This window comes from Nocardia sp. NPDC057227 (genome assembly GCF_042669725.1).
Taxonomy (GTDB): domain Bacteria; phylum Actinomycetota; class Actinomycetes; order Mycobacteriales; family Mycobacteriaceae; genus Nocardia; species Nocardia asteroides_A.
In genome coordinates, this window is the sequence record NZ_JBHUXA010000028.1 from 56,815 (window position 1) to 80,684 (window position 23,870).

The 23,870-nt window shown below is 69.2% G+C and carries 19 protein-coding genes; 11 read left to right on the forward strand and 8 right to left on the reverse strand.

The window, feature by feature from the left end; translation table 11 throughout:
• Nucleotides 1-9: 9 nt before the first annotated feature.
• Together ACFUJ1_RS29030 and mftR are read right to left on the reverse strand one after the other, a co-directional pair.
• Nucleotides 10-915: an STAS domain-containing protein gene (locus ACFUJ1_RS29030; RefSeq protein WP_233019030.1), complete on the reverse strand. Its 906-nt coding sequence runs from the start codon at nt 913-915 to the stop codon at nt 10-12.
• A gap of 72 nt (nt 916-987) precedes the next feature.
• On the reverse strand, nt 988-1,641 hold the full coding sequence (gene mftR / locus ACFUJ1_RS29035; protein ID WP_378650507.1) for a mycofactocin system transcriptional regulator: 654 nt from the start codon (nt 1,639-1,641) through the stop codon (nt 988-990).
• A gap of 54 nt (nt 1,642-1,695) precedes the next feature.
• Here mftR and mftE point away from each other — a divergent pair, with 54 nt between their 5' ends.
• Nucleotides 1,696-2,430: a mycofactocin biosynthesis peptidyl-dipeptidase MftE gene (gene mftE, locus ACFUJ1_RS29040; protein WP_378650508.1), complete on the forward strand. Its 735-nt coding sequence runs from the start codon at nt 1,696-1,698 to the stop codon at nt 2,428-2,430.
• Nucleotides 2,427-3,638, forward strand: a complete 1,212-nt coding sequence (gene mftD, locus ACFUJ1_RS29045) for a pre-mycofactocin synthase MftD (protein ID WP_378650509.1) — start codon at nt 2,427-2,429, stop codon at nt 3,636-3,638. The genes mftE and mftD overlap by 4 nt, the downstream gene beginning before the upstream one ends.
• Here mftD and ACFUJ1_RS29050 read toward each other — a convergent pair whose 3' ends face one another.
• The 3 genes from ACFUJ1_RS29050 to ACFUJ1_RS29060 all read right to left on the reverse strand — a co-directional run bounded on the left by ACFUJ1_RS29050 (nt 3,639) and on the right by ACFUJ1_RS29060 (nt 6,888).
• Nucleotides 3,639-4,880: a fatty acid desaturase family protein gene (locus ACFUJ1_RS29050; protein ID WP_378650510.1), complete on the reverse strand. Its 1,242-nt coding sequence runs from the start codon at nt 4,878-4,880 to the stop codon at nt 3,639-3,641.
• Nucleotides 4,881-4,888: 8 nt separating this feature from the next.
• Complete coding sequence (locus ACFUJ1_RS29055) at nt 4,889-6,001, reverse strand: ferredoxin reductase (protein ID WP_378650511.1); 1,113 nt, start codon at nt 5,999-6,001, stop codon at nt 4,889-4,891.
• A 380-nt stretch (nt 6,002-6,381) separates the two neighbouring features.
• Nucleotides 6,382-6,888: a winged helix-turn-helix transcriptional regulator gene (locus ACFUJ1_RS29060; RefSeq protein ID WP_378650512.1), complete on the reverse strand. Its 507-nt coding sequence runs from the start codon at nt 6,886-6,888 to the stop codon at nt 6,382-6,384.
• A 96-nt stretch (nt 6,889-6,984) separates the two neighbouring features.
• Between ACFUJ1_RS29060 and ACFUJ1_RS29065 the strand changes: the two genes are divergently transcribed.
• Together ACFUJ1_RS29065 and ACFUJ1_RS29070 are read left to right on the forward strand one after the other, a co-directional pair.
• Nucleotides 6,985-7,347, forward strand: coding sequence for a nuclear transport factor 2 family protein (locus tag ACFUJ1_RS29065; RefSeq protein ID WP_378650513.1), 363 nt, complete (start codon nt 6,985-6,987; stop codon nt 7,345-7,347).
• Nucleotides 7,348-8,022: 675 nt separating this feature from the next.
• Nucleotides 8,023-9,810 carry an AIPR family protein gene (locus ACFUJ1_RS29070; protein ID WP_378650514.1) on the forward strand — a complete coding sequence of 596 codons (1,788 nt, stop codon included), beginning with the start codon at nt 8,023-8,025 and terminating at the stop codon, nt 9,808-9,810.
• Between the two features lie 236 nt (nt 9,811-10,046).
• On the opposite strand, the gene ACFUJ1_RS29075 is transcribed toward ACFUJ1_RS29070, so the two are convergent.
• Nucleotides 10,047-10,511: a MarR family winged helix-turn-helix transcriptional regulator gene (locus ACFUJ1_RS29075; protein ID WP_378650515.1), complete on the reverse strand. Its 465-nt coding sequence runs from the start codon at nt 10,509-10,511 to the stop codon at nt 10,047-10,049.
• A gap of 165 nt (nt 10,512-10,676) precedes the next feature.
• Here ACFUJ1_RS29075 and ACFUJ1_RS29080 point away from each other — a divergent pair, with 165 nt between their 5' ends.
• Both ACFUJ1_RS29080 and ACFUJ1_RS29085 read left to right on the forward strand, forming a co-directional pair.
• Nucleotides 10,677-12,353, forward strand: coding sequence for a fumarate hydratase (locus ACFUJ1_RS29080; protein ID WP_378650516.1), 1,677 nt, complete (start codon nt 10,677-10,679; stop codon nt 12,351-12,353).
• Nucleotides 12,354-12,372: 19 nt separating this feature from the next.
• Nucleotides 12,373-12,951, forward strand: coding sequence for a M15 family metallopeptidase (locus ACFUJ1_RS29085; protein WP_378650517.1), 579 nt, complete (start codon nt 12,373-12,375; stop codon nt 12,949-12,951).
• An 82-nt stretch (nt 12,952-13,033) separates the two neighbouring features.
• On the opposite strand, the gene ACFUJ1_RS29090 is transcribed toward ACFUJ1_RS29085, so the two are convergent.
• Nucleotides 13,034-14,173, reverse strand: coding sequence for an XRE family transcriptional regulator (locus ACFUJ1_RS29090; RefSeq protein WP_378650518.1), 1,140 nt, complete (start codon nt 14,171-14,173; stop codon nt 13,034-13,036).
• Between the two features lie 353 nt (nt 14,174-14,526).
• Here ACFUJ1_RS29090 and ACFUJ1_RS29095 point away from each other — a divergent pair, with 353 nt between their 5' ends.
• Nucleotides 14,527-14,832 carry a hypothetical protein gene (locus ACFUJ1_RS29095; protein ID WP_378650519.1) on the forward strand — a complete coding sequence of 102 codons (306 nt, stop codon included), beginning with the start codon at nt 14,527-14,529 and terminating at the stop codon, nt 14,830-14,832.
• A gap of 49 nt (nt 14,833-14,881) precedes the next feature.
• Here the strand turns inward: ACFUJ1_RS29095 and ACFUJ1_RS29100 are convergent, their stop codons facing one another.
• Nucleotides 14,882-15,766, reverse strand: a complete 885-nt coding sequence (locus tag ACFUJ1_RS29100; RefSeq protein WP_233019019.1) for a PAC2 family protein — start codon at nt 15,764-15,766, stop codon at nt 14,882-14,884.
• A gap of 100 nt (nt 15,767-15,866) precedes the next feature.
• On the opposite strand from ACFUJ1_RS29100, the gene metH reads away from it, so the two are divergent.
• The 4 genes from metH to ACFUJ1_RS29120 all read left to right on the forward strand — a co-directional run bounded on the left by metH (nt 15,867) and on the right by ACFUJ1_RS29120 (nt 23,808).
• Nucleotides 15,867-19,454: a methionine synthase gene (metH, locus tag ACFUJ1_RS29105; protein WP_378650520.1), complete on the forward strand. Its 3,588-nt coding sequence runs from the start codon at nt 15,867-15,869 to the stop codon at nt 19,452-19,454.
• Between the two features lie 230 nt (nt 19,455-19,684).
• The gene (locus ACFUJ1_RS29110; protein ID WP_378650521.1) at nt 19,685-22,078 is read left to right on the forward strand and encodes a protein kinase; all 2,394 of its coding nucleotides are present in this window, start codon (nt 19,685-19,687) and stop codon (nt 22,076-22,078) included.
• Between the two features lie 62 nt (nt 22,079-22,140).
• Nucleotides 22,141-22,830, forward strand: a complete 690-nt coding sequence (locus ACFUJ1_RS29115; protein ID WP_378650522.1) for an HAD family hydrolase — start codon at nt 22,141-22,143, stop codon at nt 22,828-22,830.
• 114 nt (nt 22,831-22,944) lie between these two features.
• Nucleotides 22,945-23,808: an arpA protein gene (locus tag ACFUJ1_RS29120; protein ID WP_378650523.1), complete on the forward strand. Its 864-nt coding sequence runs from the start codon at nt 22,945-22,947 to the stop codon at nt 23,806-23,808.
• The last annotated feature ends 62 nt before the right edge of the window (nt 23,809-23,870 follow it).

Consider the following 23,870-nt stretch of genomic DNA (forward strand, 5'->3'; position numbering starts at 1 on the left):
CCAGCCCGTTCAGCGGCCGTCGCGCTCGATGAGCCGGTCCGTGACCCGGGTGACCTCGTAGCCGAGCAGCCGCTCCGCCTCCTCGATGCCGCCCTGCAGGTCACCGACCGCGTTCATCTTGGACAGATCGAGGCCGATGGTGACCAGGGTGAGCGCGATATCCGACGAGAGCCCGGTGATGATCACGTTCGCGCCCATCAGCCCGGAGGCGTCGACCGTCTGCACCAGGTGGTTGGCGACCGTCGAGTCGATGTTCGGCACACCGGTGATGTCGATGACCACCACCTTGGCGCGATTGGCCCGGATCGCGCGCAGCAGCTGCTCGGTGAGCTGACGCGCGCGCTGGCTGTCCAGCACGCCGATGATCGGCAGGATGAGCAGCTGCTCGCGCACCTGCAGCACCGGGGTGGACAGCTCGCGGATGGCCTCCTGCTGCTGCCGGATGACGCGCTCGCGCTCCTGCACGAAGGAGATGGCGACCGTGCTCGCGATCCGGTTCGCGGCCGGCTCGTAGGCGTCGAGCACGTGGTTGAGCAGGTTGAAGTCCGACTGGTACTTCTCGAACAGCGAGCGGGCCAGCACATCCCGCAGCAGCAGCACGATGCCGAGCACCTCGTCGGTCTCGACGCCGCGCGGGATGATGCGCTCGGAGAGATCGCGGGCGTAGGCCTGCAGCGCCTCGACGCTGCCGGTCTCCAGCACGGCCACGTAATTGTCGTAGACCGAGGTGATTTCGGAGAAGATCTCCTCCGGGGTCATCGCGGTCAGCAGCTGCGCGTCGGTGATCCGGCGCGCCCACTCCTCGCGCAGCGCGGTGCGATTCTGCCGCAGGTGCTCCACGAGCTGGGGCAGCAGGTTGTCGACCGGCCCCGCTACGAGCGGATCCGCCGAAAGGCTCATGGACACCTCGGACATGGAATTCCAGGCCCCTTCTCATCGGTTGGACGGGGTAGTTCTGCCGGTCGGACAGGTCGGCACCGAGCCTACTCATACCCCATCGGGACCGCCCCCCAAACCTGCGGGTAGCTCGGCGGCAGCCGGGGCGGGCACCGCGAAGCCCGCGGCGAGCGCGGCCAGCGCCCGATCCAGGTAGACCGTGAGGTCGTCGTCGGCGCGGCCGAGCCAGGCGTCGAAGGCGGCGCGCGCGGTCGCCAGGGTGGCCCGCCCGATCGCCAGCGGGAGGAGCTCGTCGGGGGTACCGCCCAGCCTGCGTGCGGCGAATTCGCTGACCGCCCGCTCCCAGGCGTCGTAGTGCGCGCCCGCGGTGGCCGCCAGCCCCGGAACCGTTGCCAGCAGATGCATCCTGGTGCGCAGCTCCGGGACGTCCTCGGCGCGATAGGCATTGGCCGCGACCACCACCCGGCGCACCGCCGTCATCATCGGGACGTCGTCGGCGACGGTCGCGAAGAGGCCGCGCAGCGTCGTCACCTCGTCGTCGAACTGGTACCAGAGCAGCTCGCCCTTGCTCGGGAAGTAGCGGAAGAAGGTGCGCTCGCTGATCCCGGCGGCCGCCGCGATCTGGTCCACCGTGGTGTCCTCGAAGCCGCGCTCGGTGAACAGCTCGAGCGCGATGAGCTCGAGCTGGCGGCGGCTGGTGCCGCGCGGCCTGCCGCGGGTGCGGGTGTTCGCCTGCTCGGTCACCGGGCGATTATCGCAGGCTTGATTTTGTCAGTCGGTGACGTTAATGTTCTCGTCGTGGCCGAACTCACATCGCAGGGTCGCGCGGGCGCCGAAGTGGCCGCGCTCACCTGGCCTGACGTGGGTGCGCACGGCCGCGCGGCGATCCTCGTCGTTCCGCTGGGGGCGACCGAGCAGCACGGGCCGCACCTGCCGCTTTCGACCGACACCGACCTTGCTGTTTTTCTCTGTACGCGGCTGGCGAGTGCCCGGCCGGATGTCCTGGTGGCGCCCGCGCTGCCGTACGGGTCCAGTGGAGAGCACGCCGGGTTCCCCGGCACGCTCTCCATCGGACAGGCCGCCCTGGAGCTGGTGCTGGTCGAGCTGTGCCGCTCGGCCACCGACTTCCTCGACCGGGTGCTGCTGGTCAGCGGGCACGGTGGGAATGCCGAGCCGCTGCGGCGGGCCGCTGTGCTGCTGCGGAGCGAGGGCCGCGACGTGCAGTTCTTCCTGCCGCGGTACCCCGGCGACGCACACGCCGGGCGCAGCGAGACGGCGCTGCAGCTCGCGCTCGACCCCGCGCGGGTGCGGCTCGACCGCGCCGAGCCGGGGGAGACCGGGCCGCTCCGCGACCTGCTCCCCGCACTGCGGGCGGGCGGCGTCGCCGCCGTCAGCGCCAACGGCGTACTCGGCGACCCGACCGGCGCCACCGCCGACGAGGGGACGGTCCTCCTGGACCGCCTCGTCACAGACCTGATCGAGCGCACCGGCCAGTGGTGGCCGGTGTCCTCCCCGGAAAGGATCCGACGATGAATCCCTGGTTCGAGACCGTGGCCGAGGCCCAGCGGCGAGCGAAGAAGCGGCTGCCCAAGCCGGTGTACGGCGCGCTGATCGCCGGCTCCGAGCGGGGGCAGACCATCGAGGACAACCAGAAGGCGTTCACCGAACTCGGCTTCGCCCCGCACGTCGCCGGGCCGATCGGCGAGCGCTCGCAGGCCACGACGGTGCTCGGGCAGAGCGTCTCCATGCCCGTGCTGATCTCGCCCACCGGCGTCCAGGCCGTGCACCCCGACGGCGAGGTCGCGGTCGCCCGCGCCGCTGCCGCCCGCGGGGTCGCGATGGGGCTCAGCTCGTTCGCGAGCAAGCCCGTCGAAGAGGTGATCGCGGCCAACCCCGCGACCTTCTTCCAGCTGTACTGGAGCGGGTCCAAGGACGACATCCTCCTGCGGATGGCGCGGGCGAAGGCGGCCGGTGCGGTCGGGTTGATCCTCACCCTGGACTGGTCCTTCTCGCACGGCCGCGACTGGGGGAGCCCGGAGATCCCGCAGGGCCTCGACTTCCGCACCATGCTCAAGTTCGCCCCCGCCACCATCGTCAAGCCGCGCTGGCTCACCACCTACCTGAAGTCGCGCACCCTGCCCGACCTCACCGTGCCGAACCTGGTCACCGGCGACGCGAAGGCCCCCGGCTTCTTCGCCGCCTACGGCGAGTGGATGGGCACCCCGCCGCCGGACTGGTCGGACGTGCGCTGGGTGGTCGAGAGCTGGGACGGGCCGGTGCTGCTCAAGGGCGTCATCCGCGTCGATGACGCGCAGCGCGCGGTCGACGCCGGGGTCGCCGGCATCTCCGTCTCCAACCACGGCGGCAACAACCTGGACGGCACCCCCGCCGCCATCCGCGCCCTGCCCGCCATCGCGGACGCGGTCGGGCACGACATCGAGGTCCTGCTCGACGGCGGCATCCGCCGCGGCAGCGACGTGGTCAAGGCCGTCGCGCTCGGTGCCCGCGCGGTGCTGATCGGCCGCGCCTACCTGTGGGGTCTGGCGGCGAACGGGCAGGCCGGGGTCGAGAACGTGCTGGACATCCTGAAGGGCGGGATCGACTCCGCGCTGCTCGGGCTGCGCAAGACCAGCATCCACGACCTCGACCGGGACGACATCGTCGTCCCCCAGGGTTTCGTCCGCGACCTCGGGGCCCCGGTCGCCCCCGCCCGCACCCTGGACACCGCTACCTCGGCCTGATCACGCTCCCGACCGGACCGGGGCCTGGTTCAGCTCGCGCAACGCGGTGCGCAGGCCCCGGCGTTCGCCGGTGACGGGGTCGACCCCGAAGTGGTCCGACAGCCCCTCCCTGATGGCGAAGCGGAGTTCGGACGCCGTTTCCGGCGCGTCGTCGGCGGTCGCGGCCAGCAGGCCGTTCGGCACCGAGAGCTTGGCGATGGTGCGGAAGGTCTGCAGGTATTGGTGGCCGATGGAGCCGGTCGTGTAGGGGAGGTCGTATTTGTCGCAGAGGGCGCGGACCCGCACCCCGATCTCCTCGTACCGATTGCTGGGCAGATCCGGGAAGAGGTGGTGCTCGATCTGATGGCTGAGGTTGCCACTCATGAAACGCATGAGCGGACCCGCGTGGAAGTTGGCGGAGCCCAGCATCTGGCGCAGGTACCAGCGCGGCTGGTCCTCCTCGGCGAATTCCTGCTTCGTGAACTTCTCGGCACCGTCCGGGAAATGGCCGCAGAAGATCACCATGTACGACCAGTAGTTCCGGACGATATTGGCGGTGGCATCGGCGGTGAGCGTCGTCTTCCAGTTCTTCCCGGCCAGCGCGGGGAAGATCAGGTAGTCCTTGGCGGCCTGCTTGCCGACCTTGGTGCCGATGACGCGCAGGTCGCGGAAGACCTGCCCCCAGCTCTTCTCCTTCTTGCGGATCTTCTCGACCTCGAGGTGGTGCAGCGCGACACCCCACTCGAAGAAGGTCGCCAGCAGGAAGTTGTAGACCGGATTACCGACGTTCCACCACAGCCACCGCTGGTCGCGGGTGATGCGCAGGATTCCGTAGCCGACATCGTCGTCCATTCCGACGATATTGGTGTACTTGTGGTGCACGAAATTGTGCGAATGCTTCCACTGCACGCTGGGGCAGGTGGTGTCCCATTCCCACGACGAGGAATGGATCTCCGGGTCGTTCATCCAGTCCCACTGCCCGTGCATGACGTTGTGCCCGAGTTCCATGTTCTCGATGATCTTCGCGGCCGAGAGCAGGGCGGTACCCGCCAGCCACGCGGCCTTGCGATTGCTGAACATGAGCGTCGCGCGCCCACCGGCGGCCAGCGCCCGCTGGAACGCGATGGTGCGGTGGATGTATCGGGAGTCGCGCTCGCCGCGGGACTCCTCGATATCGCGGCGGATGGCGTCGAGTTCGGCGCCGAGCGCCTCGATGTCCTCGGCGGTCAGGTGCGCGTAGACGTCGATATCGGTGATGGCCACCGAACCTCCTACAGGTCGAGCGTGCATTCTCCGGACACGGTGCTGATGCAGGTCTGAATTCGTTCCCCTTCGCGCCGCTCCTCGCCGGTGCGGAGGTCGCGGGCATATCCCCCCGCCAGCAGGACGACGCAGGTCTGGCAGATGCCCATCCGGCAGCCGAAGGGAAGGGCGACGCCCAGGTTCTCCCCGGCCTCGAGCAGTGTTGTCGCGCCGTCGATCTCGGCCTTCTTGCCGGAGACGGCGAAGTGCACCGTCCCGCCCTCGCCACCGTGGTCGGTCCGGGCGATCGTGAATCGCTCGGTGTGCAGGCGCTGCCGCAGCCCGCCCGCCTCGTACTGCGACTCCATGGCGTCGAGCAGCGCGGGCGGCCCGCACGCCCAGCAGTCCCGCTCCCGCCAGTCCGGGACCCACTCGTCGAGCCGCGCGGCGTCGAAATTGCCCATCTCGCGGGTGAGCTGCAGGGTCAGGTCGTAGCCGTCGGTCGCGTCCGCGCGGGATTGCATCTCGTCCAGGAAGATGACGTCGTCGCGGGTCGGCGCGGAGTGGATGTGCCGGATGTCGGGCCCCCGGCCGTGCGCCGTGAGCGACCGGAGCATCGCCATCACCGGGGTGATCCCGCTGCCCGCGGTCACGAACAGGATCTTCCCCGGCACCGGTTCGGGCAGGTGGAAGTCGCCCTTCGGCGCGGCCAGCCGGATGATCGTGCCGGGTTCGACGCCGTCGACCAGGTGGGTCGAGAGGAACCCGTCGGGATTCGCCTTGACCGTGATCGACAGCGTCTTGTCCCCGGTATCGCCGATCGAGGTGAGCGAGTAGGACCGCCAGTGCAGGCGGCCCGCGATCTGCAACCCGATGCCGACGTACTGCCCCGGCCGGTAGGTCGCCGGGAAGCCCCAGCCCGGCCGGATGACGACGGTGGCCGAGTCGGCGGTCTCCTTCACGACCTCGACCACCTTGCCGCGCAGTTCGCGCGCGGTCCAGAGCGGATTGATCAGGCGCAGGTAGTCGTCCGGGAGCAGTGGCGTGGTGGCCCGCGCCACCAGCCCGCGCACGATATTGACCGGCGGTCTCGTCGCGTCGACGTCCGCAGCCGGCCGTTTACTCCACTTCAGCAGGTCCATCGGCAGCCCCTCACTTCTGTGCACGACCGTACACCCGAGCTGTTCGTGCGGTGCGGATATCGTCCAGTCGCTGTGCAGCACGCGGGATGTCTCGGCTCTTCGAGGCATCGGCACCGACATCATGCGTGAGGTATACCACCGTAGGCGGGAACGCATGCGCGGCCACAACGTTCATTTTTCAGTGGACATCTGTACGCTGACGCAATCCGGCCGGGGGATCGCCGGGGATGTCGCTCCCGGGGGGAGTACCCCGCGGAATACTCCGCACTCGGTGCAGTCTTCTTCGATCAACCGCTCCGCAGGAAACCTCTTTGCGGTGGGCCCGGTTCGCGGGTGAAGGAGGGCGCCGAGCTGGACGCCGAAGTAGAGCCGCCCGGCGGCTACGACTCGGGCGCGAGCTGTCGTTCGCGCCCGGCGTACCGGGAACGCATCGGTTCCCCGGCGGCCGGACCCGCGGCGAAGGCGTAGCGGGGGTCGGCGACGTGACGGCCCGTCTCCGGGTCGATCACCGCGGGCTCCACCTCCCGCCCGGTCCCGGTGTCGACCAGGATCATGGCCCGCTCCTCCGGCGCCAACTGGGCGTTGCGCCACGCCGCCATCGCCACCAGCACCGGCCGCAGCGAGCGGCCCAGCTCGGTGAGCAGGTACTCGTGCCGCACCGGCCGCTCCCGGTAGGGCCGCTTGGTGAGGATGCCGTTCTCCACGAGCGTCCGGAGCCGCGCGGTGAGCATGCTCGACGACAGCCCGATGTTCGCCTGGAACTGGTCGAAGCGGGTGAACCCGTCGAAGCAGTCGTGCAGGATCAGCACGGTCCACCACTCGCCGACGACGGCCATGGTCGTGGACAGCGGGCACTCCCGGTCCTCGACGCGCACGTGTGCGGTCACCGAATCACTCTCCTCGTCGCAGCTGTCACCGGTCACTGCTACTCTAGCAGTCACTCACTTCTGAAATAGCAGCCACTCGGCGACGAGGAGTTCACCATGACCGCCACCAGCACCGACTACGACCCCGCCACACTGCCCGCGCCCGTCCTGACCTACCTCGACGCCCGCGACGCCGACCGGCACGCCGACGCCGCCGCGGTCTTCGCGCCGGACGCGACCGTCGTCGACGACGGGCACACCTACGGCGGCGTCGACGCGATCGGAGAGTGGATCGGGCGCTCTTCCACCGAGTTCCGCTACACCAGTACGCGACTCGGCCAGCGCGTCGAACCGCACGGGGCCGACCTGCGGGTGCGGGTGGACGGCGACTTCCCCGGCGGCACCGTCACCCTCGGCTACCGCTTCGAACTCGCGGAGGGTCGGATCCGGCACCTGACCATCGCCCCCGTCACCGCCTGACGGTGTGACGGCGAGACAGTTATAGATTCGGTGAGCACCCTGCTCCGAGTGCTCGTGGTGTAGCGACTGCGTCGATGCCTCAGCAGGGTTCCCGGTCCCCGGAGCAGACGGCGGTCAGCACAGTCCTGCGCGGGGGCGGGCCCAAGGTTGCCCCCGCCGAAGCAGTTCGAGACTATCGAAGCTTTCGAGAAATGCCGCGAGCAGGCGCATGGTCCGATCGTGCGGCAGCAGCAGGTATCCAGGAGCACCTGGTCTTCGAATGCGGTGTCCAGGGCCGGCCTCGGTCGGGCGATCGGTGCTCTTGCTCTCCAACACGGCAACCGGACGGGCGAACATCCGCGAAGGCGGACCGCTCAGCACTCAGCACTCTGCAATCGCCCGATCAGCGGTCGATTTCGCCACCGCGGCAGGAGCCGCCGTTGCCCCGCAACGACTTACAAAACAGCCCCTGGGCTACGCTCATGACTTCGATCCTCTGTTCGGAGTGTCTCGCGTGCAGTCGGATTCGGAAGCATGCAAGATCTGCACTTATGCGCAAATGGCATGTCGTTGGCGAAGAAATGAGGCCTCGACACCCGACAGCGGCTGCGAGTGCCGGTAGATTCTTGCTGGTTTCATAGTTCCGAGATATTTAGCCATAATGCAATCTGCCCTCGGTCGCCAGTAGGAGGATTAGTGCACACCCTGACCAACAAGCGCGTCAGCAAGTTTGCTCGCGATTTCGGTTTCGAGGGTACCGAAGCGGACCTATTCGAGCGCTACGTGGCTGCAAGCTATCTTTTTCAGTATGTCCGTGACGAAGTCGATTCCATCGAGCGCTCCGTTCTGGGCGGGGGGAACGATGAGGGGATCGATGTCGGCGCGGTTGTGGTCAACGGGCGAGTGGTATTCGAGCCCGAGGAGATCGACGAGCTGGTATCCGAGCAGACTACGAACTCGGCGAAAGTAATCTTCATCCAGGCCAAGACGAGTGAATCGTACGATTCGAAGTTGATAGCCAAATTTCTACACGGTGTCGAAGCTGTGACCAAGTATGCGATGAAGCCTGCAAGCATCAAGCTTCCGCCTCGTCTCGTCGATCTTGCCAACTTGATCGATCGGATCGCCGAGAACGGCGACAAATTTCAGGATAGCCGCATTCCTTGCGAGATCTACTACGTGACCACCAGTTCCCATCCTGGAGGGGGTGTGCAATCTGAGCTTCAGATAAGCGAGGCTCTCGACAGGATTCGGAGTATCGGTGCCTATTCGGAAGATATGAAACTTCGAACTCACGGTCGTGAGGAGCTTGCCACCAAGCAGAAAGAGCGGTACGGACCGCAGAACGTCTCGTTCAACTTCGAGAAGCGGCAAACGATTCCTGCGACCGATCGAGTCAGCGAAGCTTATATTGGGCTCATATCGGCTGTCGAACTGATGAAGCTTCTCAAGGATGAGCTGGGCAATATTCGACCTGGGATATTCGACGACAACGTACGTCTGGATCTGGGTCCGCAAAACTCTGTGAATGCTAGAATTATGACAACGCTTCAATCTTCGGAGCGTGAGCATTTCCCCTTCCTCAACAACGGATTGACAATTATCGCAACTGATCTGCGGGGTCTCGGGGACCGATTCTTCATCTCTGGCTATCAAGTTGTGAACGGCGGACAAACTAGTCACCAGCTGGTTCGATGGTCTGAGTCCAGCGCGGTGAGAGATGACCTCAAGCTTCTCGAGAACTTGTGGATACCGGTAAAGATCGTCAGCTCCGGCGATCCCGGGGTTCGAACCAGCGTTGCGATCGCTACTAATCTTCAGACCGCGATCGGCCTGACCGACATCCAAGCGAGCTCGCAGATCGCAAAGGATGTTGAAGAGTACTTTACGCAGTCGGGTATAGATGGTCTTCGTTACGAGCGACAGAACAGGGGGGCCGCACTCGATTTTGCACGCACGCGAGTAGTGACGACTCCAGAGCTCAACCGAGCTGTGGCCGCGACGCTGTTCGGCGAGTCGTCCCGGGCAATCGGTTCACCGAAAGATCTCGAGATTGAAGGGTCCTTCGTCTGGGGTGACTATCCAGTCGAGACCTATTACTATGCCGCGTGGATAATCTATCGGATCGACAGGTACTTTGCACGCACGCCCGAGTCGACTCCGCTCAAGGCTGCGAAGTACCACATCGCGATGGCTGTATCAGCTCTCGTAAATCCCGATTTTATAGCGGCATTCGAGGTGGCCGATTTCGCACAAACGGGCAAGTTGCTCAAGAGGCCGAAGAAGCTGAATTTCCGCGTCTCAGGTACGGTACTTCCAGAGCAGATCGAAGGTGCCATTGTGACCGCCGCAGAACTGGCCGCTGAAGCATTCAAATTTCCCCTTTCGGAGGGTCGGAGTCTTCGCAGAGATGATGTGCGAAGCAGGCGTAGCCAAGAAGCTGTGCTGGAAATGGCCAAAAAAGCTGTAGCGGATGCTGAATGAGCCGCCGCCCATCTACGGGTTTGTGACATCATCGGTCATCGAATCGAGTTTCCGGAGGAATGAGAAAGGCGTGCCTGGCAGCTGCCCGCCGGGTCGGCGACCGAGGTGGCGTGACGCGGCGCTGCGGCAATTTTCACGGTCGTGATTTCGAGCATCGGACAAAGGAGTCTTCGGCGAGAATCTTTCCGCACCGTTACTGTCCGTGCCGGTAAGTCGTCGCTTCGTATGTCGAATAGTCAGGGATTGGCGGAGCGGCGGTGATGGGCGAGGAGGGTGTCGTAGATGTCGGCGAGGGCGGCGAGCTGGTCCCGGTCGAGGACGTCGATCATGTTCCGCCGCACGCTGCCGACGTGCATCGGCGCGGCATCACCCAGGGCCAGTATGCCGTCGGGGGTGAGCCGGGCGGCGGTGCGCCGCGCATCGTCGGGGAGCGGCTCGCGGGCGACCAGCCCGCGCCGCTCCATGCGGGTGATCTGGTGCGACAGCCGGCTCTGCGACCACTCCAACTTCGCCGCCAGCTCGGCGAAGGTCAGCGACTCACCGCTGAGCGAGAGATAGGCCATGACCGAGTACTCGGCGAAGGTCAGGTTCGACTCCCGGGTCGAGTCCCGGCCGACCGCCGCGGCGACCAGATCCCGGGTGCGCACGTACCCGAGCCACGCCCGCATCTCCAGGTCGTCGAGCCACTGTGGGTCGGTCACCGCCTGTGTTCCCATCCTCGCCGGTCTGCTGTCGTCGCGCTCTGGTTGAAGGTACAACCTGGGGGTTGCGTGGCCTGCATAGGGGAGCCTAAGCAACGGTCGGCCGAAACGCGGTCGTTACGCTCCGGGTGCTTCGAAGACAGCCCGCCCGAAGGAGTGCGTTCCGTGACCGCGCCCGAGTTCCGCTATTCCGATCTGCTGCCGATCGGCGCCGACGAGACGCCGTACCGGTTGCTCACCACCGAGGGGGTCTCGACCGTCGAGGTCGGTGGCCGCACCTTTCTGCAGGTCGAGCCCGAGGTGCTGCGGCTGCTGACCGCGGAGGCGATGCACGACATCAGCCACTATCTGCGCCCGGCACATCTGCAGCAACTGCGACGGATCATCGATGATCCGGAGGCGAGCGGCAACGACCGGTTCGTCGCGCTGGATCTGCTCAAGAACGTGAACATCTCGGCGGGCGGGATTCTGCCCATGTGCCAGGACACCGGAACCGCCATCGTGATGGGCAAGAAGTCCGAGGGCGTGCTGACCGGCGTGGACGATGCCGAGTGGATCAGCCGGGGTGTGTTCGACGCGTACACGAAGCTGAACCTGCGGTACTCGCAGCTGGCGCCGATCACCATGTGGGACGAGAAGAACACCGGGTCGAACCTGCCCGCGCAGGTGGAGCTGTACTCGGCGCCGGGCGATCCGGCGAACCCGGCCTACAAGTTCCTGTTCATGGCGAAGGGCGGTGGCTCGGCCAACAAGTCCTTCCTGTACCAGGAGACCAAGGCGGTGCTGAACCCCACGCGGATGCTGGAGTTCCTGGACGAGAAGATCCGGTCGCTCGGCACCGCCGCGTGCCCGCCGTATCACCTGGCCGTGGTGATCGGCGGTACCAGTGCGGAGTTCGCGCTCAAGACCGCGAAGTACGCCTCCGCGCACTACCTGGACTCGCTGCCCACCGAGGGCTCGCTGGCAGGGCACGCGTTCCGTGATCTGGAGCTCGAAGAAGAGGTCTTCGAGCTCACCCAGTCGTTCGGGATCGGGGCGCAGTTCGGGGGCAAGTACTTCTGCCACGACGTGCGGGTGGTGCGGTTGCCGCGGCACGGGGCGAGTTGCCCGGTGGCGCTCGCGGTGTCGTGCTCCGCCGACCGGCAGGCGCTGGCGAAGATCACCGCGGAGGGTGTGTTCCTGGAGCAGCTCGAGCGGGAGCCGGCGCAGTACCTGCCGGAGCAGACCGACGAGATCCTCGGCGGCGACGTGGTGCACATCGACCTGAACCGGCCGATGGCCGATATTCGCGCGGAACTGTCGAAGTACCCGGTGAAGACGCGGCTCTCGCTGAGCGGGCCGCTGGTGGTGGCGCGGGACATCGCGCACGCGAAGATCAAGGATCGGCTGGACGCGGGGGAGCCGATGCCGCAGTACCTGCGGGACATGGCCGTGTACTACGCCGGGCCGGCCAAGACGCCGGACGGGTACGCCTCCGGGTCCTTCGGGCCGACCACCGCGGGCCGGATGGATTCCTACGTGGACCAGTTCCAGGCGGCGGGCGGCTCGCACGTCATGCTGGCCAAGGGGAATCGTTCGGCGCAGGTGACCAGGGCGTGCAAGGAGCACGGCGGGTTCTACCTGGGGTCGATCGGCGGGCCCGCTGCGCGGCTGGCGCTGGACTGCATCAAGTCGGTCGAGGTGCTGGAGTACCAGGAGCTCGGCATGGAGGCGGTGTGGAAGATCGAGGTCGAGGACTTCCCGGCCTTCATCGTCGTCGACGACAAGGGGAACGATTTCTTCGCGGAGACGCAGAAGCCGATCGCGCTGCGGGTGCGGACCCGGTCCGCCGAGCGGGTCTGAGCGCGCCTACGATCGCCGCATGATCGAAGCGGAGCACGGGGTGGGTGCCGGGGTTCGAATCGGGCTGCGCAGGAGCGGTGCGGCGGCGCTGCTCGCCGCCGGGCTCGCGCTGTCCGCGCCGGTCGCCCATGCCGCGCCGGCGTTGCCCGCCGCCGGGCTCGCACCGGCCACCGGGGCGGAAGCGATCGATCAGCGCGAGGGGATCGGCTCGGCCACCGGCACCGAGGGGTTGAACCCGGCGCTCGCCCTGGCCTACACGCTGGCCGAGGGGGAGGCGCACGCCGAGGGCGTGCCGCTCTCGATCACCTCCGGGTACCGCAGCCCCGCCGAGCAGCAGGCGCTGTGGGACGACGGGCTCGCCACCTACGGCGGCCCGGACGAGGCGCGGCGCTGGGTATTGCCGCCGGACGAATCCACGCACGTCAGCGGGGACGCGGTCGATGTCGGGCCGCTCGAGGGCGCGCACTGGCTGGAGGCCAACGGATATCGCTGGGGGCTCTGCCGCACCTTCGACAACGAGTGGTGGCACTTCGAACTCGCCACCGCGCCGGGCACGGCATGCCCGGCGCGGATTCCGGACGCGAGCGCCCGAAACTGACGGGCGGAGGCGTCGCACTCGCCGCGGCCTGCCACCCGCGTCCGACCAGCGCATCGCCGTCGGATCCGGCGCGGCCGCGCGCCTACACCCTGGCCAGCGCCCGGAGCTGGTCCAGATAGTCCTGCCCCCGCGGATCCCCGGGGAACCGATCACTGATCTCGCGCGCCAGCTCGCCTGCGATCCAGCCGAGCGAGGGCAGCGAGCGCCGGTCGTGCCCGAACGCCAGCTCGGCCTCGGCCAGCGCGCACTCCAGGTCGCGCTCGCGGGCGGCCAGCACGGCCAGGGTCAGGTGCGCCTCGGCGGCGCGCATGGGGTTGCGGACGGTGCCGTCCACCCGGAAGGAATCCCGGATGACCTCCTTGGCGTAGGCCCGCGCGGCGCGGTCGTCGCCGACCACCCGGCTGCAGTCCATGGCGTAGAAGTCGAACTTCTGCGGGTCGACCACGAAGTGGTTGTCCAGGTCGGCGGGGTGCTCGAGCTGGTCGAGGACCGCGCGGCCGCGCTCCAGCGCCTGCTCCACCCTGGCCCGGTCGCCGAGCCGGGCCCAGCCCTTGGCCTGCTGCGCGGCCAGCTGCACCCCGACCCCGTAGCCGCGGCAGGCGTCCATGAGCGGCTCCGCCGCCTCGATCGCACCGCGGTAGTTGCCCTGGGTGAGCGCGAACCACGACGCCATCTCGGCCGCCCAGCCCATGATCTCCGGGTTCTCCGACTCGGTGCCGAGTGACAAGGCCGCTTGCCGGGTGGATTCTGCCGAGGCCCGCTTGCCGAGGTCGTACTCCACGCAGCCGACCAGCAGTGCCACCCAGCCCGCCAGGGAGAGGATTTCCCGGTGCTGGGCGAGGGTGAGCCTGCCGTCGAGCAGGGCGGCTATCCGTCGCAGCCAGGCGGTGCCCTCGCTGTGCAGCTCGATCGGGTCGGCGTAGGCGTACTCGCAGCAAAGCCGCTCCGCGGTGATCCGCACCGCGTCCAGCGTGGAGCCGGAAACATCCGATATCCGCAGCCTGCCGACGAATTCCAGGGTGTCCATGCCGGTCGCGGAGAGCAGCTCGTCGTCCCGGTTCGGCCTGGCCTTGGGGAAGAACGAGGCCGCCGCGGAGTCGAAGGCCGCCGCGATGATGGGGGCGTAGAAGTCGTCCGGCTTCGACTCACCCGCCTCCCACCTGCGCCAATTGCGCAGCAGCGTGCTGTCGGTCGGCAGATTGTGCGCGGACTTGGCACGCATCACCCGGATCGCGTCGGCTTGGGACCACCCCCTCGCGTCGCGTTCGGAGCGCATGCGGACTGCCCAGACGGGTCGATCGTCGGCTATGGCCACGCCGCCAGTATCGCACCAGTTAACCTTCGGCGTCCTCGATAGGGCAACCCGATGTCACCGGGTTGACATCTGCATTCGCACTATGTCGTTCGGCATCCTGTAGGGGAGCGAGAAGTTTGCCCAAAGGTTCCTGTAAGTGCAGATGGACGTGCATCCGCAACCGATGTCACGTGCGCAGGGGTGGAACCGGCGGGTGGTCCCTGGAGGCGCTCCCGGGGATCGCAGGACGCGAAGACATACCGAGTCCAATGGAGGTTTCGGTGCAAGCGTTGACCTACGGATACGTGCGGGACGATCTGGCCGACGGACGGGGGGAGGAGCTGGAGCACGCGCTGCGTGACCTGGCCCGGTCCCGCGGCCTCTGTTTCGCCGCGACCTTCCACGAGTCCTGTGACGGCGACGGCACGGCGCTCGCGGAGCTCACCCACGAGCTCCGGCGCGCCGACGCGCACCACGTGCTGACGCCATCGCTGGACCACCTGGGCGGCCAGACCATCCCGCGCGAGATCCTGATCGCCCGGCTGGCCCGCGATGCCGCCGCACTCGTGCTCACCCTGGACGGGTGAGCGGCCCGGCGCCCGGCCCCGCCCCCATCCCCGGCGGGGCCGGCGCGCCTCACAGCCCGAAGTTCCCCGGACCCCGGCGCCGCAGGTACTTCTCGAACTCGGCCGCGATGGCGTCGCCGTCGATCTTGGAGATGGCCTCGTTGAGGTCGACCGCGGCGTCGCCGCGCTCCTCCAGCGAGCGCACGTACTCGCTGATCTCCTCGTCGCCCTCGGTCATCTCGTTGACCGTCTCCTCCCACTCCTCGGCCTGCTTGGGCAGCTCGCCGAGCGGCACCTCGATGTCGAGCACCTCCTCGACCCGGTGCAGCAGGGCGATGGTGGCCTTGGGGTTGGGCGGCTGCGAGATGTAGTGCGGGACCGCGGCCCAGAACGAGACGGCGGGGACGCCCGCCCGCACGCACTGGTCCTGCAGGACGCCGGTGATGCCGGTGGGGCCCTCGTAGCGGGTCTGCTCCAGGGCGAAGCGCTCGGCGGCCTCTGGGCTGTAGGCCGAGCCGGTGACCGGGACCGGCCTGGTGTGCGGGGTGTCGGCGAGCAACGCGCCGAGGATCACCACGGTCTGCACCCCCAGCTGCTCGATGAACTCCAGCAGGTCGGCGCAGAAGCTGCGCCAGCGCATGTTCGGCTCGATGCCGCGCAGCAGCACGATGTCCTTGTCGCTGCCGGGCGGCGAGCACACCGACAGCGAGGTCGACGGCCACTGGATCTCCCTGGTGACGCCGTCCACCTGACGCACCGTCGGCCGGTTGACCTGGTAGTCGTAGTAGTCCTCGGAGTCGAGCTCGGCCAGCGGTTCGGCGTCCCAGATCAGTTCCAGGTGCTCCACCGCGCCGCTGGCGGCATCGCCCGCGTCGTTCCAGCCCTCGAAGGCCGCGACGAGCACCGGATCCCGCAACGTCGGCAGTTCCGAATCGGGAGTTTCACTGCGGTTCACCCGGTCAGCCTACGACGTGGCCCGCCGGGACGCGGCGTCCGGTGATGGCGCGTCCGGACGTCCGGCCGATGGCGTCGGACCAGCCCACTACCCTGGTCTCATGTCTGCGTCCCGGTTCGACACCACCCTGCTGGATACCCTCGCGCGCCGCGTCGTGATCGGCGACGGGGCGATGGGCACCATGCTGCAGGCCGCGGAGCTCACCCTCGACGACTTCCGCGGTCTCGAGGGCTGTAACGAGATCCTGAACGAGACCAGGCCGGACGTGTTGCGCCACATCCACCGGGCCTACTTCGAGGCGGGCGCCGACGCGGTCGAGACCAACACCTTCGGCTGCAACCTGCCCAACCTCGCCGACTACGACATCGCCGACCGGATCCGCGACCTCTCCGAGCGCGGCACCAGGCTGGCCCGCGAGGTCGCCGACGAGATGGGGCCGAGCGCCGACGGCACGCCGCGCTACGTGCTCGGCTCGATGGGGCCGGGCACCAAGCTGCCCACCCTCGGCCACGCCCCCTACGCCGCCCTGCGCGATGCCTACGCCGAGGCCGCGCTCGGCATGCTGGACGGCGGCGCCGACGCCGTCCTCATCGAAACCTGCCAGGACCTGCTGCAGGTCAAGGCGGCGGTGGTGGGCAGCAGGCACGCCATGGCGACCGCGGGCCGCCGGATCCCGATCATCACCCACGTCACCGTCGAGACCACCGGCACCATGCTGGTCGGCAGCGAGATCGGCGCCGCGCTGACGGCGATCGAGCCGCTCGGCATCGACATGATCGGGCTGAACTGCGCCACCGGCCCGGCCGAGATGAGCGAGCACCTGCGGCACCTCTCCCGGCACGCGCGGCTGCCGGTCTCGGTCATGCCGAACGCCGGGCTCCCGGTGCTCGGCAAGCACGGCGCCGAGTACCCGCTCTCCCCGGAGGAGCTGGCGATCGCGCTGCGCGATTTCGTCAGCGAGTTCGGGCTGGCGCTGGTCGGCGGCTGCTGCGGGACGACGCCGGAGCACATCCGGCAGGTCAGTGCGGCGGTGCGCGAGGTCGAGCGGGCGCTGCCGCCGATCCGGGAGCGCAGGCACCCGGAGCCGGAGCCGAGCGTCTCCAGCATGTACACCGCGGTCCCGTTCGAGCAGGACGCCAGCGTCCTGATGATCGGCGAGCGCACCAATGCCAACGGCTCCAAGGCCTTCCGCGACGCCATGCTGGCAGCCGACTGGCAGCGGTGCCTGGAGATCGCCAAGGACCAGACCCGCGACGGCGCGCACATGCTCGACCTCTGCGTCGACTACGTCGGCCGGGACGGCACCGCCGACATGAACGAGCTGGCCAGCAGGCTCGCCACCGCCTCCACGCTGCCGATCATGCTCGACTCCACCGAGACCCCGGTGCTGCGCGCCGGGCTGGAGCACCTGGGCGGGCGCTGCGCGGTCAACTCGGTGAACTACGAGGACGGCGCCGGGCCGGAGTCGCGGTTCCAGCAGACCATGGCGCTGGTCGCCGAGCACGGTGCCGCGGTGGTCGCGCTGACCATCGACGAGGAGGGCCAGGCCCGCACCGCCGCCAAGAAGGTGGAGATCGCCGAGCGGCTGATCGAGGACATCACCACCAACTGGGGGCTGCACGAGTCCGACATCATCATCGACACGCTGACCTTCACCCTCGGCACCGGGCAGGAGGAGTCGCGCAAGGACGGCCTGGAGACCATCGAGGCGATCCGCGAGCTCAAGCGCAGGCACCCCGCGGTGCAGACCACGCTCGGCCTGTCGAACATCTCCTTCGGGCTCAACCCCGCCGCCAGGCAGGTGCTGAACTCGGTCTTCATGCACGAGTGCGTCCAGGCCGGGCTGGATTCGGCGATCGTGCACGCCTCCAAGATCCTGCCCATCGCGCGGATCCAGGAGGATCAGCGCGAGGCCGCGCTCGACCTGGTCTACGACCGGCGGCGCGAGGGGTACGACCCGCTGCAGACGCTGATGGAGCTGTTCGAGGGCGTCTCCACCGCGTCGTCGCGCGCCTCGCGGGCCGAGGAGATGGCGGCGCTTCCGCTCTTCGAGCGGCTGGCGCGGCGGATCGTGGACGGCGACCGGAACGGCCTGGAGCCGGATCTGGACGAGGCCATGCGCGAGGTGCCGCCGCTGCAGATCGTCAACGAGACGCTGCTGTCCGGGATGAAGACCGTCGGCGAGCTGTTCGGCTCCGGGCAGATGCAGCTGCCGTTCGTGCTGCAGTCGGCCGAGGTGATGAAGACCGCGGTCGCCTACCTGGAGCCGCACATGGAGGCCACCGACGACAGCGGCAAGGGCCGGATCGTGCTCGCCACGGTCAAGGGCGACGTGCACGACATCGGCAAGAACCTGGTCGACATCATCCTCTCCAACAACGGCTACGAGGTGGTCAACCTCGGCATCAAGCAGCCGATCGCGACCATCCTCGACGCCGCCGTCGACAAGAAGGCCGACGTCATCGGGATGTCCGGGCTGCTGGTGAAGTCGACGGTGATCATGAAGGAGAACCTGGAGGAGCTCAACACCAAGGGTGTGGCCGACCAGTTCCCGGTCCTGCTCGGCGGCGCCGCGCTCACCCGCTCCTACGTGGAGAACGATCTCACCGCCGTCTACCGGGGCGATGTGCACTACGCCAGGGACGCCTTCGAGGGGCTGCGGCTGATGGACACCATCATGACCCGCAAGCGCGGCGGCGGCCCCGACCCGGACAGCCCGGAGGCGATCGCCGAACGCGAGAAGGCGGCCGAGCGCAGGGCGCGGCACGAGCGCTCCCGGCGGATCGCCGAGGAGCGCAAGGCCAAGGAGGTGCCGATCGAGGTGCCCGCCCGCTCCGACGTGGCCGCCGAGCTGCCGGTGCCGGTGCCGCCGTTCTGGGGGACCAGGGTGATCAAGGGGCTCGCGCTGCACGAGTACTCCGGGCTACTGGACGAGCGCGCGCTCTTCCTCGGGCAGTGGGGGCTGCGCGGGCAGCGCGGCGGCGAGGGGCCCAGCTACGAGGAGCTGGTGGAGTCGGAGGGCAGGCCGCGGCTGCGCGCCTGGCTGGAGCGGCTCAGCACCGAGGGCGTGCTGCAGCACGCGGCGGTCGTCTACGGCTACTTCCCCGCGGTCTCCGCGGGTGACGACGTGATCGTGCTGACCGAGCCGCGCCCGGACGCCCCCGAGCGCTACCGCTTCACCTTCCCGCGCCAGCAGCGCGACCGCTTCCTCTGCATCGCGGATTTCATCCGCTCCCGCGAGCACGCGGAGCGGACCGGGCAGGTGGACGTGCTCCCCTTCCAGCTGGTGACGATGGGGCAGCCGATCGCCGACTTCGCCAACCAGCTCTTCGCGGGCGACAACTACCGCGACTACCTCGAGGTGCACGGCATCGGCGTGCAGCTCACCGAGGCGCTGGCCGAGTACTGGCACCGGCGGGTCCGCGAGGAGCTGGTGCTGGAGGGGCACGCGGTCGCCGAGTCCGACCCGGACGATGTGCAGGAGTACTTCAAGCTCGGGTACCGCGGCGCGCGCTTCTCCTTCGGGTACGGCGCCTGCCCGGAGCTGGAGGACCGGGCCAAGCTGGTGGATCTGCTGGAGGCGGAGCGGATCGGGGTCCGGCTCTCCGAGGAGCTGCAGCTGCACCCGGAGCAGTCGACCGACGCGTTCGTGCTGCTGCACCCGGAGGCCAAGTACTTCAACGCCTAGTGTGCGGAGCGTGCGCGCCGGTGGCGTACCGTGCTGAGGTCCGCCGATGGAACGGCCCGTTCCGGGTATGCCACTGTCGGACATCGCGCACCGGAGCGCTCGTCGTGTGCCGCACCGGGTGGCGTGCGGCCCGTTCGGAGTCGAAGCGGCTCGGGGCGTAGGATTTTCGCCGGGCTCCGGAGCTCGTGCGCCGAGTTGCGGTACTGCTCGGCGGGAAGGAGCACGATCAGATGACGTCGGACCGGTTGATCGCGGGACGGTATCGGCTCTCCGATCCGATCGGCACCGGCGCCATGGGCGTCGTGTGGAAGGCGACCGACGTCCGGTTGCAGCGGACCGTCGCGGTCAAGCAACTGCGGCTGGATCCGGGGCTCACGCCGTCGCAGAAGGTCGAGGCGCGGGCGCGGGCCATGCGCGAGGGGCGGATCGCCGCCCGGCTGCACCATCCGAACGCCATCACCGTCTTCGACGTGGCCGAGGAGGACGGGCGGCCGTGGCTCGTCATGGAGTTCATGGACGCGCCGAGTCTGGCCGCGCGGATCTCCGGGGGGCGGACGCTGCCGCCGATGGAGGTGGCGCGGATCGGGGCGCAGGCCGCTGCCGCGCTGGGCGCCGCGCACCGGGCCGGGATTCTGCATCGGGATGTGAAGCCGGGGAATCTGCTCGTCGGGGATGACGGCACGGTCAAGATCACGGACTTCGGGATCTCCAGGGCGGTCGGCGATGTGACCGTCACCGCGACCGGATTTCTCGCGGGGACTCCCGCGTACCTGGCGCCCGAAGTGGCGCGCGGGGAGGACGGGGAGCCCGCTTCCGACGTGTTCGCGCTGGGGTCGACGCTCTACGCCGCGGTGACCGGGAGTCCGCCGTTCGGCGAGGGGGACAATCCGCTCGCGGTGCTGCACGCCGTGGCGCGGGGGCATGTGCAGCCGCCGCAGCACGCGGGGGCGCTCGGGCCGGTGCTGATGCAGCTGCTCGCGCCGACGCCAGACGCGCGGCCGACCATGCAGGAGGCGGCCGGGGTGCTCGAGGGGGTCGCCGTCGGGCGGCCCGCCGGGCCGACCACGGTGCTGCCGCCCGGTGGATATCCGCGGACCGCCGTACTGGCCGGGCCGAGTGGGACCACCGTGCTGCCTGATCCCGGGCGGTTCGGGGGGCCGCCGCCGAACGATCCGCGCAGTGTTCCGCCGCCGGGGCCGCGGGCGAACGCGTTTCGGCCCGCCTACGGGCCGGGGTCCGGTGCGCCCGGGGTTTACGGGCCGGGGAACGGGCCGGTCGCTCCGGGGTCCGGGCCTGCCCGGGTGCCGCAGGGGCCGACCGGCGGTTCGGTAGCCGGTGCCGGAGGTGGGCCGGGGGCGGAGAGCGCGCCCGCGCCCGGCTCCGGCGAGCGGGTCGAGTTGCGCAAGCGGGACGGCTCGCCCGCGGCCGGTGTGGCGGCGGCTGTGAGTGTCGCTGCCGCCTCGAACTCCGGTGCCGGCGGAAGTGCGGCCGCGGATTCCGGCGCGGCCTCGCCGAGCGATGACGCGAGCGGTGCCGCGTCGAGCGCGGCCGGGAGCGCCGCTCCGGGTTCCGATGCGGCGGGCGCCATTTCGGATTCCGGCGCGACAGCGGCCCCTGCCGACGGCGGCGCCTCGGGTTCCGGTACCGCGGGAACGTCCGCCGGCGATGCGGCCTCGGGTTCCGGTGCGGCGGAAAAGTCTGCCGACGGCGGCGCCTCGGGCTCCGGTGCGGCGGGAAGGTCTGCCGGCGACGCAGCCTCGGGTTCTGGTGCGGCGGGAAGGTCTGCCGGCGATGCGGCCTCGGGTTCCGGTGCCACAGACGACTCCGCTGCGGCCGGCGGTGTACTCGCGGGCTCCGCGGTGGCAGCCGGCGGTGTCTCCGCCGATTCGGGCGCGGCCGCCCCGAGTGCGGCCGGGAGCGGTCCATCGGCCTCCGGGACAGCACCCGGGGCCGACCCGAACCCTGACCCCGCCACCACCGCGCTCCCACCCACCGCGGGCGACCCGCCCTACACCCCGGATTACGCCGCCTTCGCGGCCGCCGCGCGCCCGACCCCCGTCACCCCGCTCGAGTACACCCCGCCCCGCCGCGACCCGGCGGCGGGCAAGCGGCTGCAGCTGACCGCGCTGGGCGCGATCGCCCTCGCGGTGATCGTCCTGGCGGGCGTGCTCATCGCCCTGATCGCCCGCGGCACCGGCGACGACGACCAGCAGGCGGCACCCCCGAGCACCTCTGCCGTGACCACGGAGGCTCCGGCGCCGACCACGGAGGCCCCGGCCCCGGCCACCTCGAACGCCCCGGCCCCGCAGAACGGCCCGCCGACCCCGGAGCAGCAGGCCCAGTTCGTGCAGGGCTACTACGGCATGCTGCCGGGCGACATCAACGGCGCGTGGGCGCAGCTCTCCCCGGGGTACCAGGCGCAGACCGGCGGCTTCGGCGCGTACTCGCAGTTCTGGTCGACGATCCGCGGGGTGCGGGTCGGCTCGATCACCCCGACCGGCCCGGACACCGTGGTGGCGTCGCTCACCTACACCCTGGCCGGCGGCGGTACCAGCTCGGAGAGCCGCTGGTTCCGGGTGGCCAACGAGGGCGGCCGCGTCCTGATCGCGGGCTCGGGGCTCTGACCGGCACCGGTACGGCCGTCCCGATAGGCTGACCGGCGGCGGCACGAGAGAGGCGGACCACGATGACCCGACCGGCGGGTGTGCTCTGGGACATGGACGGCACCCTGCTCGACTCCGAGAAGCTGTGGGACGTCGCGGTTCGCGAGCTGGCCAGGGAGCACGGTCGCGAGATGACCGACGAGATCAGGCACGCCCTGATCGGCGCCTCCGGGCCGAACGCGCTGCGCATCATGTTCACCGGTCTCGGCATCGAGCCGACCCGCGATGCGCTCGTGGCGGCGGGCGAGTTCCTGGAGCGCCGCGTCACCGCGCTCATGACCGGCCCGATCCCGTGGCGGCCGGGCGCGGTCGAGGCGCTGGCGATGATCGCCGCGGCCGGGGTGCCCGCCGCACTGGTCACCAACACCAAGCGGTCACTGACCGAACTCGCCTTGAATACGCTCGGCCGCGACAATTTCAGGGTCACCGTCTGCGGCGACGAGGTGCCGCACGGCAAACCGGAGCCGGACGTCTACCTGCGCGCCGCCGAACTCCTCGGCGCCGACCCCGGCGACTGCGTCGCGATCGAGGACTCGGCGACCGGTTCCGCCGCGGCGGCCGCCGCCGGCTGTGCGGTCCTGGTCGTGCCCTGCGAGATCGCCGTTCCCGCCGCGCCCGGACTCGTTTTCCGGGAATCGCTGACCGGGCTCTCGATGGCCGATCTGAGCGCCGTGCTCACCTCCGGCGAACGTGAGCCCGCCGTCCGCCCGTAGCGAGAGTTACTGCGTGGCAACAGGAATATGCGCACGTCGGACGTGTGACAGTAGTCACCGGGCAGCTCGGCGAATCCCGGGCGTGTTCCCCGCGCGCTGCCCCACAATATCGCCATGACGGTGATGGGGGTCCTCGACGAAATCGTCGATACCGCACGGTATCCGCTGGCAGATCCCGAGGGGGAGGGGTGGCGCGCCGCGGTCGGCGCCGCCAGAACCGATCTGGCCGCCACCGGCTGCCACGTCCTGCGCGAGTTCGTCCGGCCGGAGCTGGTCGAGACGCTGCGCACGCAGGGCGCTGCCATCGCGCCGGACGCCTACTACAAGGTGGAGCGGGTCAACGCCTACAACATCCCGCTCGATTCCGAACTGCCACAGGATCATCCGGGCGCCATCGTGCTCGAGCGCGGCAATGCCTTCGTGCCGCGGGATCTGATCCCCGCCGACGCGCTGATCCACCGGCTGTACGTGAGCGAGGTCTTCCAGCGCTTCGTCGCCGACTGCTTCGGGCTGCCCGGGCTGCACGAATTCGCCGACCCGCTGGCCGGGCTCTGCCTCAATGTGGTGGCCCCCGGCATGTCGCACCCGTGGCACTTCGACACCAACGAGTTCACCGTCAGCATGCTCACCCAGCCCGCCGAGGCGGGGGGCGTCTTCGAGTTCTGCCCGAACATCCGCAGCACCGAGGCGGAGAACCTGGACGACGTCCGCGCCGTCCTCACCGGTGCGGGCGACTACCCCGTGCGCAGCCTCGACCTGCGCCCCGGCGATCTGCAGCTCTTCCAGGGGCGTTTCTCCCTGCACCGCGTCTCCCCGGTTTCCGGCGCGGTGCAGCGGCATTCGGCGATCTTCGCCTACACCGACCGGCCCGGTGTGATCGGCACCGTGGAACGGACCAGGCAGCTTTTCGGCCGGGTGCTGCCGGACCATGTCGCCGCGGCGGCCTCCGCCGTCCGCGGTGACCGATTACTCGATTGATTTCTGGCTCGACCGAGAGGAACGCACAGTGCCGGTACCCTTGCACACGACCGGGAAAGCCT